Origin of the sequence: Bradyrhizobium sp. IAR9 (assembly GCF_013408065.1) — a bacterium.
Lineage (GTDB): Bacteria > Pseudomonadota > Alphaproteobacteria > Rhizobiales > Xanthobacteraceae > Bradyrhizobium.
Map to the genome: position 1 here is coordinate 219,203 of NZ_JACBZW010000007.1, position 17,857 is coordinate 237,059.

General features: G+C 64.5%; 13 protein-coding genes, 1 tRNA gene and 1 pseudogene. 6 read left to right on the plus strand and 9 right to left on the minus strand.

The annotated features are described in order from the left end of the window. The first annotated feature begins 2 nt into the window (after positions 1-2). The gene (locus GGD67_RS20480) at positions 3-854 is read left to right on the plus strand and encodes an ABC transporter permease (protein ID WP_179735357.1); all 852 of its coding nucleotides are present in this window, start codon (positions 3-5) and stop codon (positions 852-854) included. Between the two features lie 10 nt (positions 855-864). Here GGD67_RS20480 and GGD67_RS20485 read toward each other — a convergent pair whose 3' ends face one another. The 8 genes from GGD67_RS20485 to GGD67_RS20520 form a co-directional block, all read right to left on the minus strand. After that, positions 865-2,112, minus strand: coding sequence for a methyltransferase (locus GGD67_RS20485; RefSeq protein WP_179735358.1), 1,248 nt, complete (start codon positions 2,110-2,112; stop codon positions 865-867). Continuing rightward, positions 2,105-2,839 (minus strand): TlyA family RNA methyltransferase, encoded by a 735-nt coding sequence (locus tag GGD67_RS20490; RefSeq protein ID WP_179735360.1) that lies wholly within the window; start codon positions 2,837-2,839, stop codon positions 2,105-2,107. The genes GGD67_RS20485 and GGD67_RS20490 overlap by 8 nt, the downstream gene beginning before the upstream one ends. Before the next feature lie 63 nt (positions 2,840-2,902). Then, positions 2,903-3,457 (minus strand): nucleoside 2-deoxyribosyltransferase, encoded by a 555-nt coding sequence (locus GGD67_RS20495; RefSeq protein WP_179735362.1) that lies wholly within the window; start codon positions 3,455-3,457, stop codon positions 2,903-2,905. Positions 3,458-3,642: 185 nt separating this feature from the next. Continuing rightward, the gene (gene dxs / locus GGD67_RS20500; RefSeq protein WP_026202775.1) at positions 3,643-5,571 is read right to left on the minus strand and encodes a 1-deoxy-D-xylulose-5-phosphate synthase; all 1,929 of its coding nucleotides are present in this window, start codon (positions 5,569-5,571) and stop codon (positions 3,643-3,645) included. 607 nt (positions 5,572-6,178) lie between these two features. Next, the gene (locus GGD67_RS20505; protein ID WP_008132970.1) at positions 6,179-6,430 is read right to left on the minus strand and encodes an exodeoxyribonuclease VII small subunit; all 252 of its coding nucleotides are present in this window, start codon (positions 6,428-6,430) and stop codon (positions 6,179-6,181) included. A gap of 74 nt (positions 6,431-6,504) precedes the next feature. After that, the gene (locus GGD67_RS20510; protein WP_026202776.1) at positions 6,505-7,434 is read right to left on the minus strand and encodes a histone deacetylase family protein; all 930 of its coding nucleotides are present in this window, start codon (positions 7,432-7,434) and stop codon (positions 6,505-6,507) included. Positions 7,435-7,567: 133 nt separating this feature from the next. After that, entirely contained in the window at positions 7,568-9,223 is a 1,656-nt protein-coding gene (locus tag GGD67_RS20515; protein WP_179735364.1) for a bifunctional UDP-sugar hydrolase/5'-nucleotidase, read from the minus strand. Positions 9,224-9,421: 198 nt separating this feature from the next. Continuing rightward, positions 9,422-10,180, minus strand: a complete 759-nt coding sequence (locus tag GGD67_RS20520; protein ID WP_179735366.1) for an enoyl-CoA hydratase-related protein — start codon at positions 10,178-10,180, stop codon at positions 9,422-9,424. Between the two features lie 204 nt (positions 10,181-10,384). Between GGD67_RS20520 and GGD67_RS20525 the strand changes: the two are divergent. Then, positions 10,385-11,622: pseudogene (locus tag GGD67_RS20525) on the plus strand (MFS transporter). 90 nt (positions 11,623-11,712) lie between these two features. Here the strand turns inward: GGD67_RS20525 and GGD67_RS20530 are convergent. Further along, entirely contained in the window at positions 11,713-13,491 is a 1,779-nt protein-coding gene (locus GGD67_RS20530) for an acyl-CoA dehydrogenase (protein ID WP_179735368.1), read from the minus strand. A gap of 256 nt (positions 13,492-13,747) precedes the next feature. On the opposite strand from GGD67_RS20530, the gene GGD67_RS20535 reads away from it, so the two are divergent. The 4 genes from GGD67_RS20535 (at position 13,748) to GGD67_RS20550 (ending at position 17,749) form a co-directional block, all read left to right on the plus strand. After that, a tRNA-Gln gene (locus GGD67_RS20535) sits at positions 13,748-13,822 on the plus strand. 100 nt (positions 13,823-13,922) lie between these two features. Continuing rightward, entirely contained in the window at positions 13,923-15,548 is a 1,626-nt protein-coding gene (locus GGD67_RS20540; protein WP_179735370.1) for a DUF6538 domain-containing protein, read from the plus strand. Beyond that, a complete protein-coding gene (locus GGD67_RS20545; RefSeq protein ID WP_179735561.1) occupies positions 15,538-16,260 on the plus strand; it encodes an alpha/beta fold hydrolase in 723 nt (240 codons plus the stop codon). The genes GGD67_RS20540 and GGD67_RS20545 overlap by 11 nt, the downstream gene beginning before the upstream one ends. 196 nt (positions 16,261-16,456) lie before the next feature. Then, positions 16,457-17,749 (plus strand): alpha/beta fold hydrolase, encoded by a 1,293-nt coding sequence (locus GGD67_RS20550; RefSeq protein WP_210286565.1) that lies wholly within the window; start codon positions 16,457-16,459, stop codon positions 17,747-17,749. Positions 17,750-17,857 lie beyond the last annotated feature (108 nt).

Sequence of the window (17,857 nt, forward strand, 5' to 3'; positions counted from 1 at the left end):
CCATGTCCAACAACCGCGCCGTGATTCTGTTCTGGCAATTGGCCATTCTCGCAGCCGTGCTCGTCATCTGGCAGTGGGGCTTTGAATGGAGCAAGGCGTTGCTGCCGAGGGCTTACGTGCCCAAAATCCTCGATCCCTATTTTGTCGCCAAGCCGTCGCTGATCTGGCAGAGCTTTCTGCGGCTCGGCTGCTTCGCTGACGCTGGCGGCTTTGCCGCCTGCATCAGGGGCAACGACAACAATCTTTGGCTCGCCACGCTCGTCACGTTGAAGAATACGTGGTGGGGCTTTCTGTTCGGCTCTGCGAGCGGGATCGCGGCTGGCCTGGTCCTCGGCCGTTCGGACTTCCTTGCCCGCGTGTTCGGACCCTACATCGTGGCGCTCAACTCGATACCGCGCATTGCGCTGGTACCGCTCGTCATCCTGATCTTCGGCCTTGGCGATCTCTCCAAGATCGCGACCGCCTGGCTCGTCGTGTTCTTCGTGGTGTTCTTCAACACCTTCGAGGGAACGCGGGCGGTCGATCGCGACCAGATCGCTGCCGCCCGTCTGCTCGGCGCCAGCGAGTTCACCGTGCTGCGGACGGTCGTGATCCCGTCCGCGCTCGCCTGGGTGTTCGCTTCGCTGTTGCCGGCGGTGTCTTTTGCGCTGATCGGCGTCATCGTTGGCGAGTTCATCGGCGCCGAGCGCGGCCTCGGCAAGCTCATCATCGAAGCGGAGGCGCGGGCCAATGCCAGCGAGATGATGGTCGCCATCTTCGTCATGATGTTCGTCGGCATCCTGCTGGCGATCGCGGTGCGCTCGCTGCAGTCCTATTTGCTCCGATGGCAGCCGCAATTCGAGCCATCGGCATAGCGGCCTGACCTCAACGGCTGAACCGCGCCACCAGCTCCACATGTGGCGTGTGCCGGAACTGATCGACCGGCACCACCGCCTCCAGCCGATAGCCGCCGTCGATCAGCAGCCGCGCGTCGCGGGCAAATGTCGCGACGTTGCAGGACACCGCGATCACGACCGGCACCTTGCTCGCGGCGAGCTTAAGCGCCTGCGCCTGTGCGCCCTGGCGCGGCGGATCGAATACGACGGCGTCGAAGTCACGTAGCTCGGGCGGCACCAGGGGGCGGCGGAACAGATCGCGCGGCTCGGCCTTGATCGGCTTCAGGCCCGGCGTGCGCGCGGCTTTCGCCAGCGCTGCGACAGCGCCGGCGTCGTTGTCATAGGCGGTGACGCGGGCCTTCTCTGCGAGCCGCAGAGCGAACGGACCGACACCGCAGAAGAGGTCGAGAACCTCCTTGGCCTTGCCGATGCGCTCGGCGACGAGCGCTGCCAGCGTCTCTTCGCCCGCCACGGTCGCCTGCAGAAACGAGCCCGGCGGCAGCGTCACCTCGGCGCGGCCCATCTTTATTGTCGGCGCCAGGCGTTGCAGCACCAGTTCGCCATGCCGCGTCAGCCGCGCCAGGCGGTGCTGCTCGGCGACGCGCGAGAGCGCGGTGACGAGCGCCGTCGGCAGCGGGCCGGAGCCGCGCACGTCGACATCGAGGCCGTTGGCGGTGGCGGTGACCTGGATGTCCAGCGGCTTGGTCACCGGCATCCTGGACGTCAAAGGCTCGGCGAGCGCCCAGGCGGCATCGAGCGCGCCATCGAGTGCGGGATCGAGGATCGGGCAGCGATGGATCGGGATGACGTCGTGTGAGCTCGTCGCGGAGAAACCAACCTTGAGGATGTCATGCGTGCCGAAGCGGCCATGCAGCGTGACGCGGCGGCGGCCGGCGCCATGGGCATCGACCAGCGGCGACACCTCGCAATCGATGCCGGCCTGGGCCAGCGTCTCCACCACGATGCCGCGCTTCCAGGCGTGATATGTCTCGGCCGCCCAATGCTGGATGGCGCAGCCGCCACAGACGCCGAAATGCGGACAGAACGGCTCGATGCGCTCGGGGCTTGCGACGTCGACTGCGAGCAGCTTGCGGCGATCGGGATGGTGGCCCACGACGTGATCGACCTCGACGGTCTCGCCGCCAAGCGTGTAGGGCACATAGATCGCTTCGCCGGCGTCGAGGCAGACGCCGTCGCCGCGATGGCCGACATGATCGATCCTGATGCGCTCAACCACGACGCGCGCCCAGGAAGAATTCGATATTGCCGTCGCCGCCGGTGATCGGCGAGGGGAATATCTCGATGTCGGTGCAGCCGAGCGAAGCGGCAAAGGCGGCGATGTCGTCGCAGATTTCCCGGTGCACGGCGGCGTCGCGGACGACGCCCTTCTTGTTGTGCTTCCTGTCAGCCTCGAATTGCGGCTTGATCAGCGCCAGCAGGCTCATCGGCGCTGCCGCCAGCGACAGCGCCACCGGCAACACGGTCTTCAGCGAGATGAAGCTGACGTCGATGACGACGACATCGGGCCGTGCCGGCAGCCGCTTGCCCTCATAGCTGCGGATGTCGGTCTCCTCCATCGACACGATCTTGGGATGGTCGCGCAGCGAAGGATGCAGCTGGCTGGTGCCGACGTCGATGGCGAACACCAGGCTCGCGCCGTTCGCCAGCAGCACCTCGGTGAAGCCGCCCGTTGAAGCGCCGACATCGAGGCAGACATGATCCTCGATCTCGATCGGATACCGTTCCAGCGCGCCGGCGAGCTTGACGCCGCCGCGGGAGACATAGGGGTGCGCGGGCTCGGCCTGGATCACGGCGTCCTCGGCAATCGTCTCCGACGGTTTGGCTACCGGCTTGTCGTCGGCGGTGACGAGCCCGGCCTCGATCGCCGCGCGCGCCCGCGCCCGGCTCTCGAACAGGCCGCGCTCGACCAGCAATACATCAGCGCGCTTGCGGGCAGGGGACATCACGCTCTCTCGGTACGGCTCTTGGTACGGGTCTTGGGACGCTTCTTGGGACGATTGATCTGCTTATGTAGCGATCAATCGCGCGGCTGCCATCCGGACGCAAGTCTCGAACGCGGCCAGATCGTGCCAGACGTCGATCGGCATCGCGGCCGGCGTCACCAGCGGGCAGCCGTGCAGCTCCAGCGCATGGATCATCATGAGATTGTCGACGAGGCCGAAATCCTCAACCGTCAGCCCCTGCGCATCGACCAGCCGCCCGTCCTCGGAGGTGACCTCCATGAAGCGGCCGACACGGTCAGCATAGGCGGCGCCGTCGTTGGAATAGGCCAGACAGAATTTGCGGCGGCCGGCTATGTAGCCGAGCTCGTAGACGGTGCCGGGATCGGCGCCGGCGCCACGGAACGGGGTGAGGTTGGCAATGATGGCGTCGGCCGCATCCATCATCGCCTCGTTGCCGCAGAAGATCTGCCGCGCGGCATCGGGCGCGGTGAGATCGATGGCGTTGTCGAGGGGATAGAGGCCGGTGAGCCCGTGCGCGGCGCAAATATCGACCTTGCGCCGGCCGATCTCGATCGCATCCGGCAGGAACACGTCGGGGCCTGCCAGATAGATTTTCATGGCTGACTGCTTCGGAGAAATTCAGGCGAGCTGCGAACCGCGACGAAAACTGCGCTCCCTCTCCCGCTTGCGGGGGAGGGTTGGGGAGGGGGTGTCTCGGCAATCGAGAACCCCAAGAGGCGAAAACCCTCACCCGGATCGCTTCGCGATCCGACCTCTCCCGCAAGCGGGAGAGGTGTACCACCTCAGGCCAGCTTGACCGTCTCGGCCTTCACGTCCTTGCCGAGCGCCTCGAACACCTTTGCGACGATGCCCTTGGCGTCGAGACCGGCGCGGCCGTACATCGCGGCCGGCGTGTCGTGGTCCTGGAACACGTCGGGCAGCACCATCGAGCGGAACTTGACCATGCCGGTGTCGAGCACGCCCTGATCGGTCAGGTACTGCGCGACATGCGAGCCGAAGCCGCCGACCGAGCCTTCCTCGATCGTGATCAGGATCTCGTGGTCGCGGGCAAGCTTGAGCACCAGCTCGGTGTCCAGCGGCTTCATGAAGCGCGCGTCGGCGATCGTGGTCGACAGGCCGTGGGCTGCGAGCTCGTCGGCCGCCTTCTCGCATTCGGCGAGGCGCGTGCCGAAGGAGAGCAGGGCGATCTTGCTGCCCTGGCGAATCACGCGGCCCTTGCCGACCTCGAGCGGGATGCCGACCTCGGGCATCTCGATGCCGCGGCCTTCGCCGCGCGGATAGCGCAGCGAGCTCGGACGGTCGTCGATCGCGACCTGCGTCGCCACCATGTGCACGAGCTCGGCTTCGTCGGCCGCGGCCATGATCACCATGTTCGGCAGGCAGCCAAGATAGGCGTTGTCGAACGAGCCGGCATGCGTGGCGCCGTCGGCGCCGACGAGGCCGGCACGGTCGATGGCGAAGCGGACGGGCAGGTTCTGGATCGCGACGTCATGCACGATCTGGTCGTAGCCGCGCTGCAGGAAGGTCGAGTAGATCGCGCAGAACGGCTTGTAGCCTTCGCTGGCAAGACCGGCGGCGAAGGTCACCGCGTGCTGCTCGGCGATGCCGACGTCGAAGGTGCGGTCGGGGAAGGCCTTGTTGAAGATGTCGACACCGGTGCCCGACGGCATCGCCGCGGTGATGGCGACGATCTTGTCGTCTTTCTGCGCTTCCTTGACGAGGCTCTGGCCGAACACGTTCTGGTAGGCCGGCGCATTCGGCTTGGCCTTGGCCTGGGTGCCGGTCGCGACGTCGAACTTGACGACGGCGTGGTACTTGTCGGCGGACGCTTCCGCCGGGCCGTAGCCCTTGCCCTTCTGCGTCACGACGTGGACCAGGATCGGGCCGGTCTCCATGTCGCGGACGTTCTTCAGGACAGGCAGCAGATGGTCGAGATTGTGGCCGTCGATCGGGCCGACATAGTAGAAGCCGAGCTCCTCGAACAGCGTGCCGCCGTCCATCATGAAGCCGCGGGAATATTCCTCGACGCGGTTGGCGCGGTTGGCGATGATCTTGGGCAGGCGCTTGTTGATCTGCTTGGCCGCATCGCGCAGCGTGCGATAGGTCTTGCCGGAGTAGAGCCGCGACAGATAGGCGCTCATGGCACCGACCGGCGGCGCGATCGACATGTCGTTGTCGTTGAGGATGACGATCAGGCGCGAGTTCATCGCGCCGGCGTTGTTCATGGCCTCATAGGCCATGCCGGCCGACATCGCGCCGTCACCGATCACGGCGATAACGTTGTTCTTGCCGCCGGAGAGGTCGCGCGCCACCGCCATGCCGAGGCCGGCGGAGATTGAAGTCGAGGAATGGGCCGCGCCGAACGGATCGTAATCGCTCTCGCTGCGCTTGGTGAAGCCGGACAGGCCGCCGCCGGTGCGCAGCGTGCGGATGCGGTCGCGCCGGCCGGTGAGGATCTTGTGCGGATAGGCCTGATGGCCGACGTCCCAGATCAGCCGGTCGCGCGGCGTGTCGAAGACGTAATGGATCGCAGTGGTGAGCTCGACCACGCCGAGGCCCGCGCCGAAGTGACCGCCGGTCACCGAGACGGCATCGATGGTCTCCTGCCGCAGCTCGTCGGCAACCTGGCGAACCTGCTCGATCTTGAGCTTGCGCAGGTCTTCCGGCGTCCGGATGGTGTCGAGAAGCGGCGTTTTACTGTATGCGTTCACGGCGATTTCCAATTTGTCAGCGCCGGAAGTTCATTCCGGTGCGCGATGGGTTTGCACAATATCGGCGCAGCGCGAGTCCTCAAACCGTCGGAGCCACCTGCATGGGGCAAGGCCCCGTCTTCAAGCTTAGGTAAGCTTAAGTGCGCTCCGGTTCAGTCTCTGTGATCCCTGTCACTTAGATCGGCTTCGTCCGTCCCAGCCAATTTCATTAGCAGTTTGAAGCGCTTGTCGTCGGAATTCTCTGCCCACGCAAGGCTTGCAAAAAGCCACACTCCGCGCAGCTTTACACCAAAGCTTGGGCCAAAGCCAACCCGCAGGACCGATTGGGGGTATGCAGATGCAACCGGCGGGCCAGAGTGGTTAACCGTGGCCCGGGACAATGGGTTCCAGCCTTGCCGGGTCCCCTGGCAGGCTTTTCCGCCTGAATGAGATCTTTTTTGGTCCCGAGGGACGGATTTCCGGACAGATGGCATCGATCCGGCTGCACGGAACCGTGCTGGTTGGCGGGATCGCGCCGTGCGTTCATGAAATCATGGCGGCGGCCACGCTCCCGTGATGACGTTTTGGGGCCTGCCCTCGGAAGGCTGAGCGGGAACTCTCGGCTTTCCTACTGCACGTCCAGCGGTGCGGTGCCGGTGGCCTGGCCGCTGGCATCGGTGGTGATCTTGTCGACGCGCGCCTCGGCCTGGCGCAGCAATTCCTCGCAGCGGCGCTTCAGCGCCTCGCCGCGCTCGTAGATCGTCACGGATTCCTCGAGCGGCACCTTGCCGTCCTCGAGCCGCTTCACGATCGTTTCGAGTTCCTCGATCGCGCGCTCGAAGGTGAGCCTGGAGACGTCGACTTGAGTATTTTCGGCCATATCCGTTTCCGATTGCCCGATTCGCTTTCCTTGCAGTGAAGGCGGGTTTTGCGGGCTTAATGTGGCGGGCGTCGTCAGGCGCCCATCAGGGCGCCGACATGCGCCGTAACAGATTCTTTCAGTCCCTGCAGGTCATAGCCGCCCTCGAGCACCGAAACAACGCGCCCTCCCGCGGACTTGTCGGCGAGATCCATCAGCTTGCGCGTCACCCAGGCATAATCCTCCGCGCGCAAATTCAGCGAGGCCAGCGGATCGCGATAATGCGCGTCGAAGCCGGCGGAGATGATGAGCAGCTCGGGGCTGAATTTCTCGAGCTGCGGCAGAATCAAATTCTCGAACGCGGAGCGGAATTCCGGCCCGCCGTCCTCGGAGGCGAGTGGCGCGTTGACGATGGTGTCGTGGTCGCCGCGCTCGCCCGTCGCGCCGGTGCCCGGAAACAGCGGCATCTGGTGCGTCGAGCAGTACATCACGGTCGGGTCCGACCAGAAGATGTCCTGCGTGCCGTTGCCGTGATGCACGTCGAAATCGACGATGGCCGCGCGCTTGATGCCGTATTTGCGCTGGGCGTGGCGCGCGGCGATGGCGACATTGTCGAAGAAGCAGAAGCCCATCGGCTTGCCGATCTCGGCGTGATGGCCGGGCGGACGCACCGCGACGAAGGCGTTGCGATGCTCGCCCGCCATCACCGCTTCGGTCGCCGCCACCGCGCCTCCGACACCGCGCATGACCGCTTCCCACGTGCCAGGGGACATCGAGGTGTCGCCGTCGATATAGACCTGCCCGCTGCTCGGTGCGATGTGGCGCAGCTCGGTGACGTAGTGCTCATTGTGGCACAGCGTGACGAGATCGAGATCGCCCTCCGGCGCCTGGTCGCGCACCAGGAACTGGAAGCGCTCATGCGACAGCGCTTCCTCCACCGCACGCAGGCGATCCGGCCTTTCAGGATGTCCCGGCGGCGTGACATGGTCGAGGCAGGCCTTGTGGGAAAGGAGAAGCGTGCTCATCAGGTCGGCCTCATGGATCCGGGCTTTCGACGTCGCTTGGCGCATCCGGCGCCAAAACGCAATGCAAATCCCAATCTATGCGTTTGAACGGGAATGGCAAAGGGTCGTCCGGTTCTGGCCCGTTTGATCCGGATCAATTCACGCGCAGGATGCGACTCAGCGGCAGCGGGCCGATCGGACCGTGCGCCCGGAAGAACGCGAACAGCGCGTCCGCGTCGTAGCCGCCATATTGCGGCGCCGTGCCTTGTTTGGCGACGGTAAAACCATCGCCGCCGACTGCGAGGTAATCGTTGAGGGTGACGCGGTAGCCGCTGGCCTGCTCGATCGGCCTGCCGCCGAGCGTCATCTTGTCGGCGATCACGCGCTCGCCGAATGGCTTCGACGCATCCCAGGCATAGCTGAACCCGTTCGATACCTGGAGAATCCGCGGCCGCTTCGGGTCCAGCCATTGCTGCTCGAGCATGTCCTTGAGCTGACTGCCCGTCAGCGTCATCGTCACGAGGCGGTTGCGGAACGGTTGGCTGGCGAACACGTCGCCGAACGTGATCGCGCCGTTTTCCTTCGGGACGATGTCGGTGCGGATGCCGCCCGGATTGGTGAGCGCGATGACAGCGCTGCCATCCTTGGCGTCCCTGGTCGCGGCAAGCTGCGCGTCCGCGATGATGTCGCCGAGCGCGCTTTCACCGGCCTCGTTCGGCACGCGCGACAGCGTCTGCGTCACCGATCCGGCCGGCCGGTTGGCGATCGGCGCCGAGAGCCTGTCATAGGCCTCGATCAGCGCGGTCTGCTCGGCGTCCTTCGCCAGCGAGGCGTTGGCGACGATGACGTTCTCGGCTTTGGCGCTGACGATGTCGCGGGTTACAGGATCGAGCTTGAGATCGATCGCGGTGACCAGCGTGCCGTATTTGTCGCCGCTGGTGACGAGCCGTCCGTCGATGTCGCAGACATAGGCGCGGTGGGTGTGGCCGCTGACGACGACGTCGACGGCGCGGTCGAATTTTTTGACGATGTCGACGATCGGCCCGGTAATGGCAGGGCATTCATTGTAGTCGCCGGCGGGCTCGCCGCCCTGATGGATCAGCACCACGATCGCCTCGACGCCGCGCGCCTTCAGCTGGGCGACCTGCGCATTCACCGTCTCGGCTTCGTCGCGGAATTCGAGCCCGGCGATGCCAGCAGGCGAGACGATGCCCGCGGTCTCCTTCAAGGTCAGCCCGATGAAGGCGATCGGGATGCCGTCGAACTCCCTGATCTCGTAGGGCGGCAGCACGCTGTTGCCCGTCGCGGTCTCGATGGTGGACGCGGCGAGATAACGGAATTTGGCGCCCGTGAACGGATGCGGCCCCTGGCAGCCGTCGACCGGATGACAGCCGCCGTTCTGCATCCTGAGCAGCTCGGTCTTGCCCTCGTCGAACTCGTGATTGCCGACCGAGCTGATCGCAAGCCCCATCAGCGAAAGCGCCTCCACGGAAGGCTCGTCGTGAAACATCGCCGACAGGAACGGGCTCGCGCCGATCAGGTCGCCGGCGGCGACGAAGATCGTGTTCTTGTGTCCCTCGCGCAGCTGCTTCACCAGCGTCGCCATGTATTCGGCGCCGCCGGCCGCCACCATCACCTTCCGGGCTCCGTCCTCGGGATCATTGATGCGGATGCCGCCCGGCGGCGGACGCAGATTGCCGTGAAAATCGTTGATCGCGAGCACGCGCAGCTCGACCGGCGCGGCGGTCTGGGCCGAGGCGGGGAGGGCGGAGGCGAGAGCGAGGGCGGCAAGGATGGATCGGTATCGCATGGAACAAGACTAGTCGGTCCGCGCGATGATTTCACGAAGCATTATCGTAACCGTGCTGGACTTCTCCCCAACCTCAGTATTGTAGGGTGAGCAAAGCGAAGCGTGCCCACCATCTGACCATGATCGAAGAAAAGTCGTGGGCACGGCGCAAGTGCGCCTTTGCCCACCCTACGATACTGGACTCGCGGAGAGAGCCCGCTACTTCTTCTTCCGGTTCGCAAACGCATTGAACGACGCCACCGCTTCCTCCGACTTGAGCCGCTCGCCGAACAGATGGCCTTCCTGGTCGATGCGGCGGGTGAGCTCTTCGGCCGGAGCGCGCAGCAATTTGCGGGAGGTTGCGACCGCCTCGGCCGGCAGCCGGCAGATGTCGCGCGCCACCTTGCGCGCCTCGACCTCGGTATGTCCGGGTGACACCACGGTGTTGACGAAGCCTGCCGCGTGCGCCTCCGCGGCGGAAAAAGTGCGCCCCATCACCAGCATGGCAAAGGCGCGCTGATATCCCATCGTGTTCGGCATCAAGAGGCTGGCGGCGCCGACCGGCACCAGCCCGAGATGGATGTAGGGCGCGGAGAAGGTCGCAGCGTTCGAGGCCAGCACGTAGTCGCAGTGAAACAGCATCACGGTGCCCATGCCGATCGAGGCGCCGTCGACGGCGGCGATGATCGGCTTGATGTTGAGGGCGAGCGAATAGAGGAACTTGGCGCCTTCCGACAACGTCTCGGGGCGCGCGGTGTCGGCGTGCATGAAATCGTCGATATCGTCGCCGGCGGTGAACACGCCTGAGCCGCCGGTGATGATCATGCAGCGGATGTCGGGGTTGTTCTGCGCGGTATCGATCGCGTGGCTCATCTCCCGATACATATCCTGGGTGATGGCATTCTTCTTGCCCGGACGGCGCAGGGTGATGACACGCGTTCCGCGCTCTTCGGTGACGACGATATTGCCATTCGGCATGAGAGCCCCCTGCGCTCGCCGCGATGCTCGCCGCTTCGCGAGTCTCGCCGAGCATCAGCCTACATGATCCGGCAGGCGTGCCAATGCGCTGAGTCAACCTTTTCGGCGCCAACGCATCGCAACAATTGGCTACAATGTTTCATTTGAAAAACCAGTGGTTGTGGTGCACGATCCCGCGGTTCCATGTATCCGATTGCCCGATTGATGATTGCCGCAACCCGCATCGACGAATCCTCGCTGCACTACCGCGGCTGGCGCGTCGGCTGGCCTGCTTCCTGATGGCCTTCTTTATGTTCGGCTTCGGCCTGTATGGCCAGGGCGTCTATCTCGCCGAGCTGCAGCGCGCCCATGGCTGGCCGGGCACGCTGGTCTCCGCGGCCAGCACGTTCTCGTTTCTCCTGACCTCCGTCCTTGTCATCTTCACCGACGATCTGCTCGCGCGCATCGGCTTGCGGTCGCTGATCCTGTGCGGCCTGGCGGCGCTCGGCGCCTCGACGGTGCTGCTGGCGCTGATGCAGACGCCCTGGCAGCTCTATCTCGCCTATGCGCTGATGTCGGTCGGCTGGACCGGCATGGGCACCGTGGTGATCGCGACCGTGCTGAACTCCTGGTTCGAACGCCGACGCGGGCTGGCGCTCAGCCTCGCATTCAACGGCGCGACCTGCGGCGGCATCATCCTCGTTCCGCTGCTGCTGTCGCTGACTGGCAGCATCGGCTTTCGCTCCGCCATGCTGGCGGCCACGTTCGCGATGATGGTGCTGGTGCTGCCGGTGGTCGTGACCTTCATCGGCTGGCCTACAGGGACCTCGCCGGCTTCGGGCGGACGCCCTTCCGGTGAGAGCACGGCCGCACCAAGCCATTCCCGCAAGACGCTCCTCGCCAACGCGGCGTTCTGGACCATGGTCTTGCCGATCGCGATCGCGCTGCTGGCGCAGATGGGATTCATCATCCACCAGGTGACGTTTCTCGAGCCCCTGATCGGCCGCTCGGCCGCAGGCGGCGCGGTCACCATCATGGCGGCGATGGCGGTGGTCGGCCGCCTGTCGCTCGGCCTGTTCGTCGACCGGCTCGATCCCCGGCTCGCCTGCGCGGCGTCGATGACGAGCCAGGCGGCGGCGCTGTTCGTTCTCGTGCAGAGCACGAGCCCGGCCGTGCTGCTAGTGTGCTGCGCCGTCTACGGCTTCTCGATCGGCAACATGATCACGTTTCCGCCCTTGATCATCCAACGCGAGATCGGCGCCGCCGCCTTCGCCGCCGCAATGGGATTAGGCACCTCGATCAGCGGCGTCGTCAGCGCCTTCGGACCGGGCATCGTCGGCCTCGTGCGGAGCTTGACGGGCAATTACACCGCGGCTTTCGCGATGTGCGTCGTGCTGGATCTCGTGGCAGCGGGCGTCGTGTTGTGGCGGCCGGGGAGAAGCGCGAAGGCCGTGGCCTCGTAGCCCGGATGGAGCGAAGCGTAATCCGGGATTCGTGCCACGAGCGACGACGGCCCCGGATTGCGCTGCGCTCCATCCGGGCTACAAGGTCCGTTACCCCAGCAACACTGCATCCGCCGCCGCGACCGATTCCGCGCTCTCGGTCACGGTGCGCTCGAGCGCGCCGGCCTGCACACTGATGTTCTCGGCGAAGAAGCGTGCGAGCGAGACGTAGCGTGGCGCATCGGTGAGGCCGTCGGCCTTGGCGGCAAGCGCTTCGGAGGCGAGCAGGCAGCCGCCGAGCGTCGAGCCGAACTGCTGCAGATAGGGTGTCGCGCCGGCAAGCGCCTCGTTCGGCGCGGACGTCACGCGCTCCAGCAGCCATTTGCTGGTGCGGGTCAAGGCCTCCAGCGCTTCGCGCAGCTTGACGCCCGTGGTGCCAAAAGCCGGATCGTTCGACGCTTCGACTTTCTTGACCGTCGCTGCGAGCTCGTCGAGCAGCGCCCAGACGGCAGCGCCGCCATTGGCCGCGAGCTTGCGCGTGACGAGGTCGATCGCCTGGATGCCGTTGGTGCCCTCGTAGATCGCGGTGATGCGGGCATCGCGATAATGCTGGGCCGCACCGGTCTCCTCGATGAAGCCCATGCCGCCATGCACCTGCACGCCGAGATAGGCGACCTCGTTGCCGATGTCGGTGGAATAGCCCTTGGCCATCGGCGTCAGCAGCGCCGCGCGCGCGGCGGCATCGGCGCGCACCTTGGGATCCCTGGCGCGCGTCGAGACGTCGATCGCGACCGCGGTCGCATAGCAGATGGTGCGCGCGGCGGCGGTCTGCGCCCGCATCCGCATCAGCATGCGCTTGACGTCGGGATGCACGAAGATCGCGTCCGAGCCTTCGCTCTTGCTGCCGACGGCGCGGCCCTGCTTGCGCTCCTGCGCATATGACAAAGCCTGCTGATAGGCGCGATCGGCGACGCCGACGCCCTCCAGGCCGACGCCGAGGCGGGCCTGGTTCATCATCGTGAACATGCAGCGCATGCCCTGGTTCTCTTCGCCGACGAGGAAGCCGATGGCGCCGCCATGATCGCCCATGGTCATGGTGCAGGTGGGGGAGGCGTGCATGCCGAGCTTGTGCTCGACGCCGCTCGCATAGATGTCGTTGCGCTGCCCCAGCGAGCCGTCTGCATTGACCATGAACTTGGGCACGAGGAACAGCGAGATGCCCTTGGTGCCGGCGGGCGCATCCGGCAGGCGCGCCAGCACGAAATGCACGATGTTGTCGGTCATGTCGTGCTCGCCATAGGTGATGAAGATCTTCGTCCCCTTGATGCGATAGGTGCCGTCGGCCTGCTTCTCGGCGCGGGTTCGCAGCGCGCCGACGTCGGAGCCGGCCTGCGGCTCGGTCAGCTGCATCGTGCCGGTCCATTCGCCGGAGACGAGCTTTTCGAGATAGATCTTCTTCAGCTCACTGCTGCCATGCGCGTCCAGCGCCTCCATCGCCGACGCCGTCAGCAGCGGGCAGAGGCCGAAGGCGAGGTTCGAGGCGCTCCAGATCTCGGTGCACGCAGCATTGATCGCGATCGGCAGGCCCTGGCCGCCGAAATCTTCGGGGCCGGACACCGCGTTCCAGCCGCCCTCGGTCCAGCGCTTGTAGGCGTCCGGCCAGCCCGGCGCGGTCGTCACCTTGCCGTCGTTGAGCTTGATGCCGTGCTCGTCGCCGATCTTGTTGAGGGGGGCCAGCACGTCGGTCGCGAACTTGCCGGCTTCCTCCAGCACGGCCGCGGCGATGTCGGCATCGAAATCGCCGTAATGACCGGCCTCCACGGCAGCCTTGAGGCCGGCGCCGTGATTGAGCGACAGCAGCATGTCAGAAATCGGCGCGCGGTAGGTCATGGCTCACTCCCGTGGACAGGTCTTGGCGCCCTATTCCCATGAAATGGGGGAGGTCTCAATGGGGCGGGAGGGGCCGGACGGTGACGGTCAGAACGGGGCCGTCGCGGGTCCATAAAGAGAGTGTAGCGGGGCCGATCCCGGGGCTGTGGTATTTTGCCCCTCCAGGCGGTTGAAATGCTGCGCCGCTCCCTATAGACCGGCTGCGACCAAGGGAATCTGCGGTAGCCAGTTCTTCCGCCGGCCCCAGGTCGCCTGTTGGGGCGTAGCCAAGCGGTAAGGCAGCGGATTTTGATTCCGCCATTCGGAGGTTCGATCCCTCCCGCCCCAGCCAGATCTCCCGCTCAGCCTGAAATCACTCACGAAACCGGCCTGGCTGGGGAGCTGCTGCACAGCTCTGCGACACACCGCTGCTGCACAGGGTGGCGTTCGCAATGGCTGTCCACATCTTTCGCCGGGAAGCCGTGTATTACTGGCGGCGCCGACCGCCCCGCGCGCTTGCCAATATCCTGCAGCGCCCGCATCTTTTTCTGAGCCTCCGAACGACCAGCCGCGTGGTGGCACGCCGGATGGGTGCTCAGCTTGACCTGATCCTGGAAGATGCCGCGATGCTTGCCGATAGTGCCGACCTGCACCTGTCACGATCCCAAATTGAGACAATGCTCCGCGGCGTCGTCGATACCCATCTGACGAAGCTCGACCGGGTAGCGCATGCGGCCAAGAACGCGTCCGGGTTCGACTTCGAACGGGAGCGGTTGGGCGACAAGCGGGCGCTTTGGACCTATGCCCTCTTGGACGCACAAGGCACATCGGCTGTTGTTCGTGAAGAGGATCGCGCCCGCATGACTGCCGATGGACTGTCCGAGACCGACATTGCGGCGGTGCAGGATCATCTGAACCTGCTTCGGGTCAACAAACTGGTCCCGACGAACCGCCACATCCTCCAGCGAATGGTCGATGCAGTCGGCGCCACCCCGACCGCCATGAATATTGACGTCGCGCAGGGCACGTACTTCCGCGGAATGAAGCTTGCGCTGGCCGAGATCGATCGGCGCTACGGTGGCAGCCGCGTCGAGGACGAGGGCCTGGTGGATCGTATGCTCGTTACGAGGGGCGATCCACCGCAGCAGGTTTTGTCGTCCGAGGCGGGCAGCCACGCCCGCCAAAGCGATCCACCGAAAGCCGAGAGCCGTCCCACGCCGTCGGTCGCAATGGCGGATTTCTCGAAGTTCGCGGACGATGTCATTCTGCATAATGCCAGGGACGGTCATTGGGACGACAAGACCCAGCGGCAGGCAAGAAGCATTTCGAACCTGTTCATCAAGTTCATGCTGCAGGACCAGCACGTCCAGGACTTAAACGCCCTGCGCCAACAGCATGTCGGCAAGTTCGTCGATTTTCTTCGGTCGGACATCTACAAGAACTACGGCAAGTCCGCCAAGGATGAAGGTCGGAGCATCGCCGAGCTGCGCGCTGTTGCTATGGCACATCATTCAAGCGAACGGGGGGTCGCCGGCGACACGCTCAATCGCCACCTTACGTTCCTTGCTCAAATCTTCCGGCACGCGGTTGCGCGCGGGGTTGGTAGCCTCGCAGACATCGACCTCGTTGCACTTCGCTCGAAGGGCAAGAAGAAGCGCGCGCGAGACGAGAGGGCCAAGTTGCCCTTCGAGCAGGCTGCCGCCATCTTTCGTACGGCTCCGTTCAACAATTGTGCAGCTTGGGATCGGTTGGACGAACCGGGACCAGATGGCCTGAACCAGATCTTCCATTGCGCTCTCTATTTCGTGCCGATCCTCATCTACTACACCGGCTGCCGTCGGGAGGAATTGTGCAGGCTGATGGTGGACGACGTCGTCCTCGACAATGGCAATATTCCTATCTCCATATTGCTAAGAACGCGCGGCGGCGGATCAAGAACCCTCAGTCGCAGCGGAACATCCCGTTGCACGCCGAGGTGCTTCGGCTCAATTTCGTTGCCTACGTCAAGGTCATCAAAGCGCTTGGTTACAAGCTGCTTTTCCCTGACCTTTACTCTCCCTCCAGCCGATCTCCGTTAGGCGATCGCTTCTACAAGGAGTTCAAGCCCATTCTGGAAGGCGCCGGAGTAACGCGGCGGGCGTCCTCGTCACCTATGACGACTGGGTGGTGGCGGCCAACGACTTCATCGATGCGGAGCTGGCGCGCGATCCGCGCCCGATCATCCTCTATGGGTTGAGCGCGGGCGGCATGTTGACCTATCACGCGGCGGCGCTGAACCGGAAGGTCAAGGGCATCATAGGCATGACCTTCCTCGACCAGCGGATACAGCAGGTTTCCGACGAGACGGCTTTCAGCAAGATCGTCAGTCGGATCGGAATGCCGCCGGTTCGCTTCGCCACCAAGGCCGGACTGGGCTCGTTCGCCCTGCCGATGCGGTTCGTCAGCAAAATGCGTGCGCTGGTCAACGATGAGGCGGCACTCAAAGCTTGCTACGCGGACCGCACTTCGGCGGGCAATTGGGTGTCGCTGGCATTTCTCGCAAGTTACGCCGACTATATACCGGCGCTTGAACCGGAGCAGTTCGACATCTGCCCGATCCTGCTGACGCAGCCGGCGGAAGACCGCTGGACTCCGCTGCATCTGAGCAATCTCTTCCTAGACCAAATCACGAAAGTACCGGTCCGCAAGGTCACGCTAGACAACGCGGGGCATTATCCGATCGAGCAACCAGGCTTACGGCAAATGCACGATGCGATCGTCGAGTTCGTACGCGAATGCGCTGATAGATAGGGCAGGCGTGAAGTGCCTGCACGACGCTTGCCCCTAGCCCCAATTACATATGCACTAACTTGATGTGTGGCCGCCGCCTTTCTGGACCTCCCATCCATCGTCAAATAACCTCGCACGAAAATGGCGGCGCGCGGGGAGCGCGGACCGGTCTCCGAAACCAGCGTCGCTGGCAACGTATGGATCGACGGGGAACGCAATGCTTGGGCAAGAGAAACTTACGCCAGAACATCTTTTCAGCGTGTGCGCGTCCGATGGTGAGTTCCGATTAGCCGCGCGTCATTGGACGGGCGGCTTGCGCCTTGAGGGCTCCAGTGGAGTGATGGGGCTCGTGCTTGTCGCGGGTGCGTTGCGCTCCGGCACGCCGGAGGCCAGTGCGCCCGGCGTCATCACCCTTGAAGCGCCAGACGACGTCTGGGCCGAGCTGCTCGCGGCGCAACCGAAGCGGTTCTACAATGACATCGCCCCGCTGATCGGGATGGGCCTTATCATCCGCCACGGCGATCCGGTGAGCTTCGCCCAGTACTATCCCGCGGTGATGCGTGCCATCGAGCTCTTGCGCCCGCAGCTGCTCGACGGTGTCGCCCGTGAGCCCATGCGCAAGGCGGGGCAATTTGGTGCTCCGGTGGGGCGCTACGTTCATCTCGATCTGCTAGGCCAGGACTACCGCATTTACTTCGAGGAGGCGGGGACGGGGATTCCACTGCTGTTGCAGCACACGGCCGGGTGCCATGGCTCGCAATGGCGCCACCTCTTCGAACGTCGGGAGATCACCGATCATTTTCGGTTGATCGCCTACGATCTTCCGTTCCATGGCAAGTCGCTGCCCCCTGTGGGCCCCAAGTGGTGGTCGGAGGAGTATCTTCTGACCAAGGAGTTCCTGCGGGCTTTGCCAGTGAGCCTAGTCAAGGCACTCGATTGCGAGCGTCCGGTCTTCATGGGCTGCTCTGTGGGCGGACTGCTTGCGCTTGATCTCGCCCGCCATCATTCCGATGTCTTCGCGGCGGTGATCTCGCTCGAAGGCGGGCTGAAGATCGATACACCATGGAGCGCGCTCGAAGAGCTTTGGCATCCCCAGGTGAGCAACGAGTACAAGGCGCGGCTGATGAACGGGCTGATGAGCCCTACATCGCCCGAGGCGTTCCGGAAGGAGACGAGCGCGGTCTATGCCTCTGGATGGCCGCCAAGCTTTCGCGGCGACCTCTACTATTACGTCGTCGACTATGACCTCCGCGAGGAGGCTCACAAAATCGATACCGGCTGCACGCCCGTGCACATTCTTACTGGCGAATACGATTGCAGCGCCACCCTGGAGCACGGTGAGGCGGCACATCGTGCGATACCGGGCTCCACCTGGAGCGCCATGCCGGGCATCGGTCACTTTCCGATGTCGGAGAATCCGGACGTATTCCTGGAACACCTGCTACCTGTGCTCGATTCCGTGCGCGCCGCTTGGAGCGCCAATCGACCTCGGTCGTTCGAGCGCAAATGACTCGTAAGCCGCAGCAATCTCATATGTAATAAAGGCGCCTCGCCGGCGATAACTCATTGTCGCTTTCTCGATTTCGTCGCACGTTACTGCAGGATTGCGGCTCGGCGC

Bases quoted from the DNA above. Each gene is read 5' to 3' on its own strand.
- GGD67_RS20520 (WP_179735366.1), bottom strand. From the start codon at position 10,180: ATGCCGAATGGCAATATCGTCGTCACCGAAGAGCGCGGAACGCGTGTC.
- GGD67_RS20480 (WP_179735357.1), top strand. From the start codon at position 3: ATGTCCAACAACCGCGCCGTGATTCTGTTCTGGCAATTGGCCATTCTC.
- GGD67_RS20505 (WP_008132970.1), bottom strand. From the start codon at position 6,430: ATGGCCGAAAATACTCAAGTCGACGTCTCCAGGCTCACCTTCGAGCGC.
- GGD67_RS20540 (WP_179735370.1), top strand. From the start codon at position 13,923: ATGGCTGTCCACATCTTTCGCCGGGAAGCCGTGTATTACTGGCGGCGC.
- GGD67_RS20515 (WP_179735364.1), bottom strand. From the start codon at position 9,223: ATGCGATACCGATCCATCCTTGCCGCCCTCGCTCTCGCCTCCGCCCTC.
- GGD67_RS20510 (WP_026202776.1), bottom strand. From the start codon at position 7,434: ATGAGCACGCTTCTCCTTTCCCACAAGGCCTGCCTCGACCATGTCACG.
- GGD67_RS20495 (WP_179735362.1), bottom strand. From the start codon at position 3,457: ATGAAAATCTATCTGGCAGGCCCCGACGTGTTCCTGCCGGATGCGATC.
- GGD67_RS20530 (WP_179735368.1), bottom strand. From the start codon at position 13,491: ATGACCTACCGCGCGCCGATTTCTGACATGCTGCTGTCGCTCAATCAC.
- GGD67_RS20490 (WP_179735360.1), bottom strand. From the start codon at position 2,839: ATGTCCCCTGCCCGCAAGCGCGCTGATGTATTGCTGGTCGAGCGCGGC.
- GGD67_RS20550 (WP_210286565.1), top strand. From the start codon at position 16,457: ATGCTTGGGCAAGAGAAACTTACGCCAGAACATCTTTTCAGCGTGTGC.